At 43.6% G+C, this 16,523-nt stretch carries 13 protein-coding genes; all 13 read left to right on the forward strand.

What is annotated here, in order from left to right; all coding sequences use genetic code 11:
- Positions 1-130: 130 nt before the first annotated feature.
- The 13 genes from RYL27_RS03440 to RYL27_RS03500 all read left to right on the forward strand — a co-directional run bounded on the left by RYL27_RS03440 (position 131) and on the right by RYL27_RS03500 (position 16,267).
- On the forward strand, positions 131-2,086 hold the full coding sequence (locus tag RYL27_RS03440) for an InlB B-repeat-containing protein (protein WP_314965258.1): 1,956 nt from the start codon (positions 131-133) through the stop codon (positions 2,084-2,086).
- A 114-nt stretch (positions 2,087-2,200) separates the two neighbouring features.
- Positions 2,201-2,923, forward strand: coding sequence for a TIGR00266 family protein (locus tag RYL27_RS03445; protein ID WP_314965260.1), 723 nt, complete (start codon positions 2,201-2,203; stop codon positions 2,921-2,923).
- Positions 2,924-3,130: 207 nt separating this feature from the next.
- Positions 3,131-4,504: a branched-chain amino acid transport system II carrier protein gene (gene brnQ / locus RYL27_RS03450; RefSeq protein ID WP_314965262.1), complete on the forward strand. Its 1,374-nt coding sequence runs from the start codon at positions 3,131-3,133 to the stop codon at positions 4,502-4,504.
- Positions 4,505-4,576: 72 nt separating this feature from the next.
- The gene (rfbF, locus tag RYL27_RS03455; protein ID WP_183684418.1) at positions 4,577-5,347 is read left to right on the forward strand and encodes a glucose-1-phosphate cytidylyltransferase; all 771 of its coding nucleotides are present in this window, start codon (positions 4,577-4,579) and stop codon (positions 5,345-5,347) included.
- Positions 5,348-5,441: 94 nt separating this feature from the next.
- Positions 5,442-6,548 carry a CDP-glucose 4,6-dehydratase gene (gene rfbG / locus RYL27_RS03460; RefSeq protein WP_314965264.1) on the forward strand — a complete coding sequence of 369 codons (1,107 nt, stop codon included), beginning with the start codon at positions 5,442-5,444 and terminating at the stop codon, positions 6,546-6,548.
- Positions 6,549-6,665: 117 nt separating this feature from the next.
- Positions 6,666-7,499 carry a LicD family protein gene (locus RYL27_RS03465; protein WP_314965266.1) on the forward strand — a complete coding sequence of 278 codons (834 nt, stop codon included), beginning with the start codon at positions 6,666-6,668 and terminating at the stop codon, positions 7,497-7,499.
- Between the two features lie 123 nt (positions 7,500-7,622).
- A complete protein-coding gene (locus RYL27_RS03470; protein WP_314965268.1) occupies positions 7,623-8,576 on the forward strand; it encodes a glycosyltransferase family 2 protein in 954 nt (317 codons plus the stop codon).
- A gap of 454 nt (positions 8,577-9,030) precedes the next feature.
- On the forward strand, positions 9,031-10,140 hold the full coding sequence (locus RYL27_RS03475) for a galactose ABC transporter substrate-binding protein (protein WP_314965269.1): 1,110 nt from the start codon (positions 9,031-9,033) through the stop codon (positions 10,138-10,140).
- 182 nt (positions 10,141-10,322) lie between these two features.
- Positions 10,323-11,831, forward strand: a complete 1,509-nt coding sequence (locus RYL27_RS03480; protein ID WP_308579512.1) for a sugar ABC transporter ATP-binding protein — start codon at positions 10,323-10,325, stop codon at positions 11,829-11,831.
- A gap of 11 nt (positions 11,832-11,842) precedes the next feature.
- On the forward strand, positions 11,843-12,871 hold the full coding sequence (locus tag RYL27_RS03485) for a galactose/methyl galactoside ABC transporter permease MglC (RefSeq protein WP_314965271.1): 1,029 nt from the start codon (positions 11,843-11,845) through the stop codon (positions 12,869-12,871).
- 456 nt (positions 12,872-13,327) lie between these two features.
- A complete protein-coding gene (locus RYL27_RS03490) occupies positions 13,328-14,476 on the forward strand; it encodes a PDDEXK nuclease domain-containing protein (protein ID WP_314965273.1) in 1,149 nt (382 codons plus the stop codon).
- Positions 14,477-14,528: 52 nt separating this feature from the next.
- Positions 14,529-15,431, forward strand: a complete 903-nt coding sequence (locus tag RYL27_RS03495) for a DUF3137 domain-containing protein (RefSeq protein WP_314965275.1) — start codon at positions 14,529-14,531, stop codon at positions 15,429-15,431.
- 146 nt (positions 15,432-15,577) lie between these two features.
- Positions 15,578-16,267, forward strand: a complete 690-nt coding sequence (locus RYL27_RS03500) for a DUF3137 domain-containing protein (protein ID WP_314346238.1) — start codon at positions 15,578-15,580, stop codon at positions 16,265-16,267.
- Positions 16,268-16,523: the final 256 nt, after the last annotated feature.

Consider the following 16,523-nt stretch of genomic DNA (forward strand, 5'->3'; position numbering starts at 1 on the left):
CTTGCTTTTTACAAGGAAAAAGAGGAAGACAAGAGAAGAAAAGTTTGTTAAAATAAATAAAAAAAGCAAGCCTTTTAATTAAGGGCGCGATTATTCTTTTTTCTTTTACGAATTACAGAAAGGAGCTTATATGAAAAGTAGGAAAAATGCAGGAATAGAGACTGGATATTCCCTCATAAGGCTTATCCCAGGGAGAGTATGCGGTATCTCGTTCCTTATGCTTCTTTTTCTTTTCCTGATGTCTAAAATATGTTTTGCGGAAGAACAGATACTCTCGGAAGTTAGATTAACCGGTTCACCGACTTCGATAAGTGCCGGAACCTTGCCGGATCCAAGCGTGAAATCGGAAACTGCGCATGTAAAAGCAAGAGTGTTTGAGTATTATTTAACAGCTTTAAAGCATGGATACGATTGGCGGTGGTGGAACGAAAATGAAGATTACTGGGATGACTTTAGAGTAGGTAAGAAATCCGAGTACCATTATCATACACCGATTGCATATGCGAATGGAACTAGATATGGGTTAAAAGTATGGATTACAACCGATGAGGGATATTCTATTGATAAAAGTACCAAGATATATTTTAATAACCAGGAATATAACAATGTAGGAAAGACGAAGATAAATTGTTATGGAAGAGATGCTTATGTGACACTGGACTTAGGAATTGCGACGGGGACTGCAAATCTATATACCATAGAGTATGATTCCAAAGGAGGTTCGTCGATCCCCCCGCAGACAGTAGAAGAGGGGCATCTGCCGGCTTTGTGGCAAAGTCCGAATAAGGACGCCTGTACCTTTCTTGGCTGGTATCTGGACGAGGCAGGAACGAGAGAGTTTGATAATAAGGAGCCGATTCGAGAGAATATGACTCTTTATGCTAAGTGGAGGGTTAATAAACTTTTGCCGGAAATCCGCCTCTACAGCGATACAACAGTTCTATCTGCCGGAGTTGTTCCGATTGTGAAAGTTAAGTCAACTACGGAACAGGTTTATCAGGTATTTCTCCCTGATAGTAATGAGGTCTGGCAACACTGGGACGAAATTTCTGAAAACTGGGAGCCTCTTTCAAAGACTGGGAGTATGGTTGCGAAGAAAGATGGCACTGTATATGGACTTTGGATTCAACTTTTTTTCCAAGATGGCTACTATGTCAATGAAAAGACGAAGGTATACTTTAACGATCGGGAATGCCTTTCTTTAGGACACACAGCGTTTTATCCCAAGAGCTCTATGGGGTGGGAATATGCCCATCTGTATTTGGACTACGGAAGAGTGGGAACCGGTGTTTTCTCCGATAGAAGTAAGTGGGAAAATGACTTAGAGCCGGAAGAATCCGCTGATGAAAATGCGGATAGCCGTGGAAACTCCGAGAGTTCGGGCAAAAGCAACTCTGGAAGTTCCGTCAGCAGTGATTCCGGAAGCTCAGGCAGTGGCGGTTCGGGAAGTTCCTCAGCTTCAGGAAGCTCTAGTACCGGTCGAGGCAGTTCCTCCGGCTCCTCGGGGAGCAGTTCCGGCAGCTTATCCGGCGGAAGCAGCGCAGGCTCTTCTTCCGGAGGCGGAGGCGGCGCAGGCTCTTCTTCCGGTGGCGGAGGCGGTGCAAGCGGAGTGACAAAGGTGAGTTCCGGAACTGCGGGACAGGTACTCGGTGTAGAGCGTCCTTCCTTTGACGGAAAATGGATGCAGGATGCGAAGGGCTGGTGGATTCAGTACAGCGACGGAGGCTATCCAAAGAATGAGTGGAAGCTTCTGCCCTGGAACAATACTACTGCATGGTATTTCTTTGATGAGGCAGGCTATATGAAGACCGGCTGGTTGAATCATAACGGAAAATGGTATTTCCTCTCTACCGTTTCAGACGGCTCTCTTGGCGCAATGAAGACCGGTTGGCTTCAGGATGCGGTAGACGGAAATTGGTATTATTTGGATGCCGTAAGCGGAGAATTGAAAACAGGCTGGCAAGAAGTTAGCGGAAAGCTGTATTATCTTAATACGGAAAAGTCTCGCCCCTTCGGTGCAATGTACCGAAATGAAAAAACGCCTGACGGAATACAGGTAGATGAAAGCGGAGCAAAAATCAGCTGAACAAAAAAGTAAATCAATCTATTCAATAGCAAATTAGGAAAATCTAAGGGTTTCCTGTCAGGTTCAAAAATGGAAAAGCGACAAGAAAACCCTATTTCACAGATTGGAGGATTTATGCAGCATCGTATATTAGGAGATAATGATTGTCCCATTTTGGAAATTCAGTTAAACCCGGGAGAAAGGGTGAAGATTGAGAGAGGCTCCATGGCCTATATGGCCGGTGTGGAGTTGCAGGGAAAGATGAATTCCGGCGCTAACGGCGGCGGTCTGGGCGGTTTGTTAAGTGCTGTGGGAAGAAGCATTGCCAGCGGAGAAAGCATGTTTATTACTGAGGCTGTCGGCGTGGCCAATGGCGGTAGAATCGGTGTGGCGCCTTCTATTCCCGGTAAGATTGTTCGTTTAGAGATTGGAGATAGGCAGTATCGTCTGAATACCGGAGCCTTTTTGGCCGGGGATTCCACGGTGAGCTATGCCATGAAAATGCAGGACTTGGGAAAGGCATTCTTCGGCGGCACCGGTGGACTTTTCGTCATGGAAAGTCAGGGACAGGGAGATCTGTTTGTCAATGCCTTTGGAGACCTTTTAGAGCTGGAAGTGCATCCCGACAGCCCCTTAACCATCGACAATGACCATGTGGTGGCTTGGGATAAAAGTCTGGATTACCATATTTCCGTAGCCTCCGGAACCTTCGGATTCACCACAGGGGAAGGCCTGGTCAACCGTTTTATGGGAGAAGGAAAGGTATATATCCAGACCAGAAACTTAAGCAGTCTGGCTTCTGCACTGCCCATCGCCAGAAACAATAAGAACAACGGCAAAGGCGGCTTTGGCTTATAGAGCTTTCTATGTCCTATAAGCAGTTTCGCTTCCACCGTAAACAAAAATGCTTTAAAATGAAAAAGGAGTGTCATAAGCCGAGCTTGTGACGCTCCTTTGCATTAGTGAATTCCTAAACTTTATCTGAAAAGAATATTGATATGTGGAAGAGAAGGGAAAAGTAGGATATACTGCAAAACAGTTTTTGTGAAAGCGAGTTTTTATCCTATGAAGAAAAATGTAAGCGGGCGTGAGCTCTTATTTATTGCCTCCCTTCTCTTCGGCATGTTGTTCGGGGCCGGCAATTTGATTTTCCCGGTATCTCTTGGACAGAAGGCCGGAAATACGGTTGGTTTAGCCACTCTGGGCTTTTGTATTACCGGAGTAGGGATGCCTCTTTTGGCGATTGTGGCCATGGCTCGTACGGAATCCGCCAGCATGTTGGAACTGGCATCAAAAGGGGGAAAAGGTTTTTCCCTCTTTTTTTCCAGTCTACTTTATCTTTGTATCGGCCCCCTGTTTGCCATTCCCAGAACCGCATCGGTTTCCTTTCAGGTGGGGCTTTATCCCTTTATCGGAGAAGCCCATCAGAGGCTAGGGCTGCTGATTTTCACCTTCCTTTTCTTTTTGGCGGCACTGTATTTCTCCCTTCGTCCGGGGAAAATCCTGACCTATGTGGGAAAAATTCTGAATCCGCTCTTCCTCTTCTTTTTGGGGATTCTTTTGCTCACTGCCTTTCTGCACCCTATGGGGGCAATTCAAAGTCTTCCCCCCACAGGAGAATATGCGAAAAACAGCTTTGTCACCGGACTTTTAGAGGGCTACAACACCTTGGATGTGGTGGGGGCTCTGGCTTTTGGAAACATTTTGATTGAGACCATTAAAAATCGGGGAGCGAAGGACGGAAAGGAAGTCTCTCGCTTAAGCATCATTTCCGGAAGCATTACCACTGTGATGATGGCCATCGTCTATTTCGCTTTGGCTTTTACCGGGGCGGCCAGCAGAAGTCTTTTTTCTTTGCAGGACAATGGCGGAGACATCCTGCATTCCGTTTCCACCCATTACTTTCCACGCTTTGGCGGAGTGCTTTTGGGAATCATCATTTGCCTTTCCTGCCTGAAAACGGCGGTGGGGCTGATTACCTCCACCAGTCTGGCCTTTGCGGAAATGTTCCCTAAAGGGCTTCCCTATAAAAAGCTTGTGCTGCTATTTACCTTCTTTTCCTTCGCCATTTCCAACCTGGGCTTAAGCAGAATCATTCAATTTACCGTCCCGGCGCTTTATTTTATTTATCCCATGAGTATCGTGCTGATTGTACTGTGTCTGATTGGAGAGCATTTTCGATTTGAAAAAAAGATTTTCCAAATCGCTCTGTATGTTACGGTGCCCTTTGCCCTTTTGGATGCCTACAAGGCACTGCCGAAGGAGCTACTGGGGAGAATTCCCTTTCATGAGAAAATGATGGAGCTTCTTTCTTATATTCCTCTTTTTTCTATCGGAATGGGCTGGGTTATACCGGCAGTTTTAGTCTTTCTCCTTTCTTTCCTTTTCTGGAAAATGCGGGAGAAAAATAGCAGAAAAAATAGCGGAAGGAATCCTTAAAGATATCTTTCCGCTGTTATTTTCTAAGGACTCTGTGCTATACTCTAAAGAAAAAAAGAAAGGACGGAAGACATGAAGGTTGTTCTTCTTGCAGGAGGCTTAGGTACCAGAATTTCGGAGGAATCCCATTTAAAGCCAAAGCCCATGATTGAAATCGGAGAAATGCCCATTTTATGGCATATCATGAAATATTATTCTTCCTACGGCTTTAAGGAATTTATTATTTTGGCAGGCTATAAGCAGTACCTGATTAAGGAATACTTTGCCAACTATTTCCTGCACAATGCGGACATTACCTTTGACATGGGAAAGAATACCATGGAGGTTCACAATAGCGAGGCGGAGGACTGGAAGGTAACCGTGGTGGATACCGGCCTTCACACCATGACCGGCGGAAGATTAAAGCGGGTGGAAAAGTACTTAAAGCATGAGCCTTTTATGCTGACCTATGGAGACGGAGTTTCCGATGTGAATCTGGAGGCTCTTTTGGACTTCCATAAAAAGCATGGCAAGCCGGCAACCATCAGCATGGTAAACCTTGCTCAGCAAAAGGGAGTTTTGGATGTGGATGCCGAAGGGCAGATTCGTTCTTTCCGGGAGAAGGAAGAAAAGGACGGCGCGGTGATTAACGGAGGCTTTATGGTGCTGGAGCCGGAAATCTTTGACTATCTTCAGGACGACAATACCATCTTGGAGCAAAGCCCCATGCAGAATCTTGCAGCGGAAGGCAAACTGATGGGCTATTACCATGACGGCTTCTGGCAGTGCATGGATACCCAGAGAGAGAAGAAGCTTTTGGAAGAGCTGTGGGCAAGCGGCAAGGCGCCATGGAAGCGTTGGTAGCAAGGGCTCTGTAGAGCGTGTACATTTGTCATGAATCGTTATAGGAAATCCGTAAATCAACAGAGAAGTATCGGCTTTAAGGAAGTAGGGGGAAATGCATTTTCAAGAATTAAAAGCCTTTTATCAGGGGAAGAAAGTATTTTTAACAGGCCACACCGGTTTTAAAGGGTCGTGGCTTAGTTTGATTTTGCAAATGATGGGGGCGGAATGCACCGGCTATGCCCTAAAGGAAGAGCCGGGAGCCTTATTTTCCCTCTTAAACTTAGAAAAAGGGATGCACTCCATTGAAGGGGATGTGCGGGACTATGTGCACCTGAGAAAAGCGATGGAGGAGGCGGAGCCGGAATTGGTTTTCCACTTGGCGGCACAGCCCCTGGTGCGGGAATCCTACCTTTTCCCCAGAGAAACCTACGAGACCAATGTGATGGGAACGGTGAATCTTTTGGAGGCGGTAAGGCATTGTCCCTCTGTTCGTTCCGTGCTGAATGTTACTACGGACAAGGTTTACGAGAATCCGGATCAGGAAGGACACGCCTTTACAGAGGAAGAGAAGCTGGATGGGCATGACCCCTATTCCAACTCCAAGTCCTGCTCGGAGCTGGTCACCCATAGCTATCAGAAATCCTTCTTTTCCGAGGATTCCGCCTACGGAAAAGGAAAAAAATTTCTTCCGCGCATTTCCACCGCAAGAGCCGGAAATGTGATTGGAGGAGGGGATTTTGCCAAGGACCGCATCATCCCGGACTGTGTGCGAAAGAGCATAAAGGGAGAGGCAATCGGCATTCGAAATCCCTATTCTGTTCGCCCCTATGAGCATGTCTTGGAGCCTTTGTTTGTTTATCTGGAAATCGTGGCAAGACAGGCAGGAGAAGATGGACAAGAATTTGTCGGCTATTACAATGTGGGACCGGAGCTTTCCGATGCCATTACCACAGGAGCCTTGGCAGAGCTTTTCGTGGAGTTCTGGGGAGAGAATGCAAGCTGGGAGAATCAGGCGGAGCCCAATGCTCCCCATGAAGCGGGATTTTTACAGTTAAGCACGGAGAAGTTAAAGAAGGTCTTTGGCTGGCAGCCTCGTTATACCGTAAAGGAAGCGGTGGAGAAAACCGTAGATTGGTATAAGGCATGGCATAAAGGAGAGGACCTACGGAAGTTTTCCGAAGCACAGGTTTTGGCCTTTGCCTCGGAAGACCGGGAGTGAAGCTTTAGATTAAGTCGTTAGATTGGGGCTTTAAACGGAATTTTTAGAGGAAGAACTAAGCTTGTAGCAATAAGAGTAAAGCTACATTTTGGATAAAAGCCGTAGAAAGGGTAGGGTATGGATTTAGCGGAAAAGCAGAGGCGGGGCTTCGCCATTTTGGAGGAGATTCACCGTATTTGTGAAAAACATAAAATCAGCTACCGCTTAGATTCCGGAACCCTGCTGGGAGCCATCCGCCACGAAGGCTTTATCCCTTGGGATGATGATGTGGATCTTTGTTTTTTACGGGAGGAATGGGAAAAGTTTGAAAAGGTGGCGAAGGATGAACTTTCGGAAAACTTTGTCCTACTGATGCCTAACAGCTATAGAAACGGTCGTTCCTTTTATGACTTTGTACCCCGTATTGTGGATCTTAACAGCAAAAGACGGGAAGTTGAGGGAGAAGAGGATGCCTTTTACGAAGGAAAGCTGAATCATCTTTGGGTGGACTGCTTTATTTTAGATGACTGCCCGAGAAATGCCTTTTTAGATAAGCTGTATCGTTTTCGACAGCAGATGATTTTCGGCCTGGCCATGGGACATCGGAGGAAGCTGGATTTTCAGAAGTATTCTCCAATGGCAAAGCTTTTTGTGGCGGTTCTTGCCACTTTGGGAAAATGCTTTCCCCTGCCCTTTCTTTTTTCTTTGCAGGACAGATGGGCTCAGGGAGCAAGAAGAGAAAAGAGCCAAAGAAGAGGAGAGGATTTCCTGTATTTTTCCAACTATCAGCCGGATTTCCAGTATTGTAAAGTGCAATACAGCTGCGAAGAGCCGGTGCAGTATAAGCCCTTTGCCGGAAAGGAATTTCCGGTGCCGGCAGACTATGACAGTGTGCTGAAGATGCTTTACGGGGATTATATGACACCGCCGAAGAAAGAAGAGCAGGTACCTAGCCACGAGGAAATGATATAAGACGGTGATGGGTAGAAGATCTTGCTAAAGTCGTTGAACAGCGATGGCTGAAAAGTTAGGACGGATAAGGAGCTCAAGAAAAATCATTTCAATGAGGGATTGTTTTAGAGAGAAGGGATGAACTTGGAAAAGATTTGTAGCGTTATTGTTTCCGTATATAACGAGGAAGACAGCTTGGAGCCATTTTACCAGCATTGCAGTCAGTCTTGTGAAAAATTACAGGAGCTGGGCTATGGCTATGAAATTGTCTTTGTGAATGACGGTTCTCAGGATAAAAGTGCGATTCTCTTAGAGGACTTTGCAGAGAGAGACAAGGAACACGTGCGGGTATTGTCTTTTTCCCGAAATTTTGGCCATGAGGCTGCTATGACCGCAGGCCTGGACCATGCCAAGGGAGATTTCCTGGTTTTTATGGATGCGGATTTACAGCATCCCCCTGAGCTGATTTCGGAAATGCTGAAAAAGTCGGAGGAGGGCTATCAGGTGGTGTCCATGGTACGCACCAAGAATCCTTCCGCAGGCCTTGTGAAAAATGTTACCTCCGCCCTGTTTTACTGGATTTTAAATCATGTTTCTCCGGTGCATTTTGAGGAAAATGCCTCCGACTTCTTCGGCATTTCCAAGAAGGTACAGGAGGTTTTAAAGAAGCACTATAGGGAAAAGGTCCGTTATCTTCGGGGCTTTGTTCAGTCCGTGGGCTTTCCCAAAACCGGCATTCGCTATGAGGCGGCGGCAAGACAGGCAGGGCAAAGTCATTATTCCCTACGGAAGCTGTGGCAGTTTTCCAAAAACACACTCTTTACCTTTTCCAATCTGCCCTTACAACTCGGAATTTTTGCGGCCATTTGCAGTGGAGGACTGGGTACCCTGCTTTTGATTTACACCCTTTTAACCAGAAAGGGCGCCCCCTCCGGCTACGCCACCATCGTGGTGGTGCTTTGCTTTATGTTTGCAGTGCTTTTTTTCGTCATCGGAATTATCGGGGAATACATCGCCATTTTGTTTGAAGAACTGAAGGATAGACCTCTATATATTTTATCAGACAGTAAGAATATCGAGGAGGATTCTGAAAGCTAGAAGTGTCGATATACAGACGAAGGACAGTTTGGGTTTTGAAAAAATATATAGGTTTTCAGCAGTATAGGTCTGAAAAAGAGGCAATCTGAGCCCGCCGGTACTTGCGAAAAACGAAGGAACTGAAGTTTTTCGCTTAGTACCCGAAAGGACAGACTTTTCATCAGAAAAGTCGTCCTGTTGCAGACCAACTTCCGAAGGAATTTGCCTTGCGAAGCAAAGTGAGCAGTGGGTGACAAAACCACTGCTCAGTCAGGCGAAGCTAGCGGGAGCGTGCCCCCTTTCAGACCTGTATTGCATAGAAAACCATTTCTTTTGTAGAAAAATACCAAACTTCCGAATTCTAAAAAATTCTAAGAATGAAAGAAGAAAACTCTATTTTTTTTTAAAAAAAGAAAAGCTATAATCCTCCTTGTTATTAAACATAGTCGAAAGTTATTTCGAACAGGAGGAAAAAATGAAAAGAATTTTAAGCACTTTGACAGTATCCGCATTGGCCGTATCTATGTTAGCTGCATGTGGCAGCAGCAATGCCGGAAAGACAACTACCGCAGCTGCTGAGCAGAAGGAAAGTGCAAAGGCAACAGAGAAGGCGATGGAAGGAACCAAGGCCGCTGTAGAAGAGATGAGCGGAGACTTCAGCGACAAGAAGGTTGGCGTATGTATCTATCAGTTCTCTGATAACTTCATGACTCTCTTCCGTACAGAGCTGGAAAATTATCTTGTATCCAAGGGATTCAAGAAAGAGAACATCAAGATTATGGACGGTGCTAATGACCAGGCTACACAGACCAACCAGATCGAGAACTTCATCACCGATAAGGTAGACGTTTTGATTGTTAACCCTGTTAACTCTTCCTCTGCTGCTACCATCACCGATAAGGTACAGGCTGCCGGAATCCCATTGGTTTACATCAACAGAGAGCCGGATCAGGACGAAGAGAAGAGATGGGAAGAGAAGAACTGGGATGTAACCTACGTAGGATGTGACGCTCGTCAGTCCGGAACCTTCCAGGGAGAGATTATCGCTTCCGTTGGAATGGATAAGCTGGATATGAACGGCAACGGAAAAGTTGACTACATCATGATTAAGGGTGACCCTGAGAACATCGATGCACAGTACAGAACAGAGTTCTCCGTTAAGGCATTACAGGATGCCGGCATGGAAGTAAACAAGTTAGACGAGCAGGTTGGTAACTGGGATCAGGCTCTTGCACAGTCTTTGGTTGCTAACGCATTGGCAAAGAACGGTAAGGATATCGAGGTTGTTTTCTGTAACAACGACTCCATGGCTCTTGGTGCATTACAGGCTATTCAGGCAGCAGGAAGAACCGTTGGAAAGGATATCTACTTAGTAGGTGTTGACGCTCTTGAGGAGGCTTGCCAGAATGTATTGGCAGGAACACAGACCGGAACCGTATTTAATGACTTCCTTACACAGTCCCACGCAGCAGGAGATGCAGCAATCAACTACCTCGGCGGTAAGGGAAATGACCACTACATCGGTTGTGACTATGTAAAGGTTACTAAGGACAACGCACAGGATATATTAAAACTCTTAAAGTAATAAGATTTGCAGGAAAACTTTTTCAAAGCATAGATTTGCAGGAAAATGGAGATTTGCTAAAGAAGTAGGAGCAGAAAACATTTTCCCAATACAGAACGAATTTGGGGAGTGCAGATGCATTGTGTATTTGCCTCCCCGATTGTTTTTCATTCCGAGAGTAGTGTGAAGAAATGGAGGAGGAAATGGCAGAGTATAAGTTAGAAATGAAAAATATCTCCAAATCATTTCCGGGAGTAAAGGCCCTAGATCAGGTGCAGCTGTCCGTTCGTCCCGGAACGGTACATGCCCTAATGGGAGAAAATGGAGCCGGAAAATCCACTCTGATGAAGTGCCTTTTCGGCATTTACAAGATGGATCAGGGAGAGATTTATCTGGATGGAAATAAAGTGGAAATCAACAATCCTGATGATGCAATGCTGCACGGTGTAGCCATGGTGCATCAGGAACTGCAGCCGGTACTGGCCCGTTCCGTATCGGAAAATATGTATCTGGGACGCTTCCCGGTGAAAAAGCTGGGACCGATTCAGATGATTGACCATAAGAAGATGAATCAGGATACGGAGAAGTGGTTGTCCGAGCTTGGTTTGTCTTACAATGTGAAGGCGCCTTTGTCCTCCTTATCCATCGGACAGATGCAAATGGTAGAGATTGCCAAGGCAGTTTCCCACGATGCCAAGGTCATTATCTTTGACGAGCCTACCTCTTCTCTTTCCGATAAGGAAGTAGAATTCCTCTTTAAGGTTATGGGAGATTTGAAGAAGAAGGGCGTGGCCATGATTTACATTTCCCATAAGATGGATGAAATCAAGCGGATTTCCGATGATATCACCATCATGCGTGACGGAACCTATGTAGGAACCTGGCCCGCAGAGGAGATGACCACCGAGCAGATTATTGCCAAGATGGTAGGTAGAGAATTAAGCAATATTTATCCGGAGCATCATCACAGCATTGGAGAAACCATTATGGAGGTGGAGGATTTAACCTCTATCCATGAAAAATCCTTCCGGGGAGTTTCCTTCTCCATCAAAAAGGGCGAGATTCTTGGCTTCGGCGGACTGGTAGGTGCCCAAAGAACGGAGCTGATGGAAGGAATCTTCGGTATCCGTCATTTGGCTAAAGGAACCATCAAGGTTCACGGTAAAGAAGTGAATATTAAACGCCCTAGAGATGCTATGGATGCGGGTATCGGTATGATTACCGAGGATCGCCGAGGCAACGGTATTTTCGGCTGTCTCTCCATTAAGGACAATGTGGGTGTTTCGATTTATAAGAAGTATTTAAAGGCAGGAATTATGCTGGACCATCCTTCCATTAACAAGGTGGTGGATGACAATATCAAGCGTCTGTCCATCAAGACCCCCAGCATGAAAGAACATATCGGAAATCTTTCCGGAGGAAACCAGCAGAAGGTAATCATTTCCCGCTGGCTGGCCAAGGATCCGGATATTCTGATTATGGATGAGCCTACGAGAGGTATTGATATCGGGGCAAAGCATGAGATTTATGAAATCATGGAAGAGTTGGCAAAACAGGGCAAGGCGATCATTATGATTTCTTCGGAAATGCCGGAGCTTCTGGGTATGGCGGACCGTATCTGCGTAATGTGTAACGGAAAGCTCACCGGAGAGCTGAATCAGCAGGAAGAAATGACCCAGGAAAATGTAATGAACTTTGCTACGATGTTTTAGGGGGAAAGAAAATGGAAAAGACACAAAAACAAAAATTAACGGATTTTCTGATTAATAACGGCGTTATTATCGTTATGTTCATCCTGGTGATTTACACAGGATTAACCACAAAGAACTTTTTGACCGCGGATAACGGAATGAACCTTCTGGCAAATATGTCCTATCGTTTAGTTATTGCCTTAGGAATTGCGGGCTGCGTTATTACCGCAGGTTGTGACCTTTCTGCAGGACGTATGATCGGATTCGGTGCCTGCCTTGCAGGAACTCTTCTGCAAAAGGCGGATTATTCCGGACGTTTCTTCCAGTCCGAGCCCTGGGCTTCCATGGGAAATGGAATTTTACTTAAGATTAGCCCGATGAATCCCTTCGTGGTATTGTTCCTGGTAATGCTGATTTGTGCCCTCTTCGGCACCATCACCGGTTGGTTTATTGCTTACCTTTCCGTGCCTCCCTTCATTGCTACTCTGGCAATGATGGAAATCATTTACGGTTTAGGTCTTCTCTATACTAATGCAACTCCTTTGGGAGGTTACATTGAGTCCTACACCATCTTCTCTACCGGGAAATTCTTAGGCTTAAGCTATTTGATTTGGATTGCTCTTTTGATGGCTGCAATCACCTGGTTCATCTTCAACATGACCAGACACGGAAAATATATGTATGCTATCGGTGGAAACCCACAGGCGGCAGAGGTTGCCGGTGTTCCTGTAAACCTTACCTTGGTATTGATTTATGCAAAGGCAGCAGCCTTCTACGGCATGGCAGGCTATATGCTGGGAGCAAAAGCCGGAGGAGCTTCCGTAAATACCGGACTTGGTTATGAGATGGAGGCTATCGCAGCCTGCGCCCTGGGCGGTGTATCCGTAACCGGAGGACGAGGCAAGGTATCCAGTGCCTTCATCGGTGTGGCGGTTTTGGAGCTTTTAAAGACTGCACTACAGTATCTTGGAGTAAGCCCCAACGCACAGTACATCGCCATCGGTATCGTAATCTTCATTGCCGCATCCTTGGATATTCGTAAGTACCTGACTAAGAAATAAAAGGTGAAATAAAAATAAGATATTTATGGTATCCGTCTGCAATGGAGGCACGCTCTCGCTAACCTCGCCTCATAGGGGTTCTAAGCTTTTAAAGGACAAAAGCTAAGAACCCATGGGCTCGGATTGCCTCCCATTTCAGACAGATACCACAATATTAACTTTATTTTTATATCTACTTATTAAACTGTGAAAAGTAAAGAAGAATAGGAAAGCGCTCAGACCGTTAAGGGTTTGGGTGCTTTTTTGTTCTTATTGAGTATTGCCGGTGAAGGGAGAGATAGCTTGTTTCATTCATACTTAACATGGAATCGCAAATAATTTTGGAGATAATTCGGAGCAACATATTAAAAGCATATCATATAAATATAAGATTAATTATTAACATAGCAATGACTACGGAATGGTGATAAAATAGCTCATAACAGTACATAGTAGCTTGAGTAAGGAGGTATACTTTTGCAGAACAAAGAGTCATCAATCACAAATGATAAAGACTATAAAAAGTTATTGTCAGAGTTCAAAGAGAAAGTGAAAAGTAGCCAACTTAAAGCTGCCATAAAAGTAAATTATGAATTATTAGATTTGTATTGGGCACTAGGAGAATATATTGTAAAAACGCAAGAAAAACATTCATGGGGAGATTCTTTTATAAAATTGTTAGCAGAGGATCTGCAAAAAGAGTTTCCAAACATGAAAGGCTTTTCCCAAACGAATGTAAAGTATATTAGAAGATGGTATTCCTTCTATAGAAAAGGGCTACAGGGTGTAGCCAAAAGTAAAATTGATGAAAGTAGCTCTAAAGGGCTACAAGCTGTAGCCCAATTTGATGAAAGAGTAATTCATTGCGTCAAACAAATACCATGGGGACATAATCAACGAATCATTAACCAGTGCAAGAATATAGAAGAAGCCATCTTTTATGTCAATAAGACCATTGAAAATGGATGGAGCAGGAATGTACTTGTTCATCAAATGGAAAGCGGCCTGTATTTCAGAGAAGGTAAGTCCATAAGTAATTTTGAAAAAAGACTACCTGGCATACAATCAGACCTAGCCAGACAGACGTTAAAAGATCCTTATAATTTTGACTTTCTTACTATACGCGAAGGATATGACGAAAGAGAATTGCAAAAAGAACTGGTTGAAAAAATTTCCGACTTTTTGCTAGAACTTGGGGAGGGTTTTGCCTACGTTGGAAAGGAATATCATATTAATATTAATGGAGATGATTTTTATATCGATCTGTTATTTTATAATTTGAAACTCCACTCTTACGTCGTGATTGAATTAAAAACAGAAAAATTTAGACCAGAGCATTTAGGACAGCTCAATTTTTACGTAACAGCAGTGAATAAGGAGCTAAAAACAGATAGAGACAATGCTACGATTGGACTTTTGATATGCAAAGATAAAAATGATGTGGTTTGCGAATATTCTTTAGAGCAGATTTCTCAACCTATAGGGATAAGTAAATATGAAATCACGAAGTTACTGGAAGCGGAATATCAGAGTAGTTTGCCGACTATTGAAGAAATCGAGAGAAAACTTAAAGAAATGGATAATGATTCTATAGGTGGACGGTTGGATGGTGAAACAGGGGAATGAAAATTTAAAATAGCTACGAAAACTATACAAAACAATAGATGGGAAAAAGCTGATGGAAAAAGATTGTATTCGCTTAACAAGTGAAGAAAAAGAAAGATTAATAGAATTTAAGAAGTCAGATAAATTTTTAAAAGCTTATAAACTAATTAAAGAGGAAATCGGACTTAAAGAAAGAAAAAAATTGTATTTTCGTTTAAAGGTTTTATTTTGCTTATTTCTTCTTGTAAAATTTTTCCCATTTGGGATTTATCTGAGTTTCTTTGCTTTTATTATCTTTGTGACATATGCTGTGCTGAAGGAAGAGAAGAAGAGCCGTTTAGTCGATACATACGCTCTCGGTATCGTAAATTCAATTTTACAAATCCTTGATCCGAATGCAGAAATATGCGTTACAGGTGACTTCGTACTCAAAGAATATATAAAAGTAGTTCCCGATTCTTATCATTACGCCCAAGGATGGATGTTTAAATATAATGATGATAGATGCCTTAAAGTTTGTAACCTGCGTGCATGGCATGAAGAGAAGAATAGTGAACATGACACAAATCCTAGAGAAGTTACTGATTTTCGAGGACTATTATATGGACTGATATTACCCCATTCTTATGCCGGTCAGTTACGAGTTGTTCCAACCAAGAAATCAAAATTCTTAAAAAAAAAAATCCAAGGAAGATATCTTGAGGCATTGGAGGGTGAAAGAAAAATAGATGTAGAGGATGTTTTACATAATGAGAATTATAACATTTACTGTACTGATGAGGTTTCTGCCAGAAAATTTCTTAATCCCAGTGTTTTAGCTTGGTTTGATCAACAGATTTCGAAGCAAGGATTATCATTATATTTGAAAGAAAATAAGCTGTTTATTTCAGTATATCAGAATCACTATTTGTTCCGGGCCATATACACAGGAAATGCTGGATGCATGGTCAGTAGAAACAGCAGCACTCAGTCTTAAAGAGTTGAATCAAGAGATTAGAGATATGGTAAATATTTTTTATTAGTTATCGATGTAAGATAGGGGAGAAATAAGGGAAGGCCAATAAATTGCATCAGAGGTGAAAGCATTCACGGAAGTACAATTTTAAAGGAGAAAATAGGAAAATGGCATTAACAGCTGAAGAAGTAGAGAAATTAAAGGAACTTAAACGCACTGAAGAGTTTAAAAAAAACTATAAACTGATAAAAGACGAACTTGTAAAAAGAGACAGGCAAGGTGTAGATATGGCTGCCAAGGGACTAATTTGTCTCTTCGTGATGTGCTATCTGCCTCGTCGTGCAGGCTTTCCTTTGGCAGGAATCTTGCTGTTTGTCTTAATCATCATCCCCTTTTTTAAGAGCAAAAGTGATATCGATTTGGATGATATCTATACAGAACAGATTCTTAATCTGATACTGGGGGCAATCCTTCCGAAGGCTAAGATTCACTCCTGGGGAGAAGAGCCTATAGAGGATGTAAAATATGCGGGAGCCTTAGAGGGAGAGCAGAAGATTGATGTGGAGGATGTGCGGCACAATGAAAATTACAACATTTACTGTACGGATGAGATTGCTGCCCGAAAGTTCTTAAGTCCAAGTGTTCTGGCTTGGTTTGATGAGCAGATTTCAGATCAGGGACTTTGTGCCTACCTTAAGGGGAATAAGCTTTATATCAGCAAATATACCAATGAATATATGTTTCCGGTGCCGTACACCAAGAAGAAGCTGGATGCGTGGTCGGTGGAAAAAGCGGCTCTCTATCTAAAAGACTTAAGTCAAGAAACAAAGGCTATGGCATCGGTTTTTTCTAAATAGCAATGAAAACAATGGGAACAAAAGAGGTGAGTTATGGATGTTCGAATTTTAAAGAAAATAAAGATTAAAGATGCCTTTCCTATGGGAGGCTTTATCATTGTAGGCTATGGTATTAGCTTGATGCTGTCCTTGATATAGTACGGTGCTCTTGAAGGGAGCAGTGGGAAAGTTGCCCCAAAGAAAAAGACCGATAAACCATCTCTATGCGGGTTTATCGGTCTTTTTGATAGAATTTATTTTATAGCGTACTCTCCAT

The sequence above is a fragment of the Oribacterium sinus genome, from assembly GCF_963537195.1.
Taxonomy (GTDB): domain Bacteria; phylum Bacillota; class Clostridia; order Lachnospirales; family Lachnospiraceae; genus Oribacterium; species Oribacterium sinus_A.

Excerpts from the sequence above, each read along its gene's own strand:
- RYL27_RS03440 (WP_314965258.1), top strand. The coding sequence starts at position 131 with ATGAAAAGTAGGAAAAATGCAGGAATAGAGACTGGATATTCCCTCATA.
- RYL27_RS03445 (WP_314965260.1), top strand. The coding sequence starts at position 2,201 with ATGCAGCATCGTATATTAGGAGATAATGATTGTCCCATTTTGGAAATT.
- brnQ (WP_314965262.1), top strand. The coding sequence starts at position 3,131 with ATGAAGAAAAATGTAAGCGGGCGTGAGCTCTTATTTATTGCCTCCCTT.
- rfbF (WP_183684418.1), top strand. The coding sequence starts at position 4,577 with ATGAAGGTTGTTCTTCTTGCAGGAGGCTTAGGTACCAGAATTTCGGAG.
- rfbG (WP_314965264.1), top strand. The coding sequence starts at position 5,442 with ATGCATTTTCAAGAATTAAAAGCCTTTTATCAGGGGAAGAAAGTATTT.
- RYL27_RS03465 (WP_314965266.1), top strand. The coding sequence starts at position 6,666 with ATGGATTTAGCGGAAAAGCAGAGGCGGGGCTTCGCCATTTTGGAGGAG.
- RYL27_RS03475 (WP_314965269.1), top strand. The coding sequence starts at position 9,031 with ATGAAAAGAATTTTAAGCACTTTGACAGTATCCGCATTGGCCGTATCT.
- RYL27_RS03480 (WP_308579512.1), top strand. The coding sequence starts at position 10,323 with ATGGCAGAGTATAAGTTAGAAATGAAAAATATCTCCAAATCATTTCCG.
- RYL27_RS03485 (WP_314965271.1), top strand. The coding sequence starts at position 11,843 with ATGGAAAAGACACAAAAACAAAAATTAACGGATTTTCTGATTAATAAC.
- RYL27_RS03495 (WP_314965275.1), top strand. The coding sequence starts at position 14,529 with ATGGAAAAAGATTGTATTCGCTTAACAAGTGAAGAAAAAGAAAGATTA.
- RYL27_RS03500 (WP_314346238.1), top strand. The coding sequence starts at position 15,578 with ATGGCATTAACAGCTGAAGAAGTAGAGAAATTAAAGGAACTTAAACGC.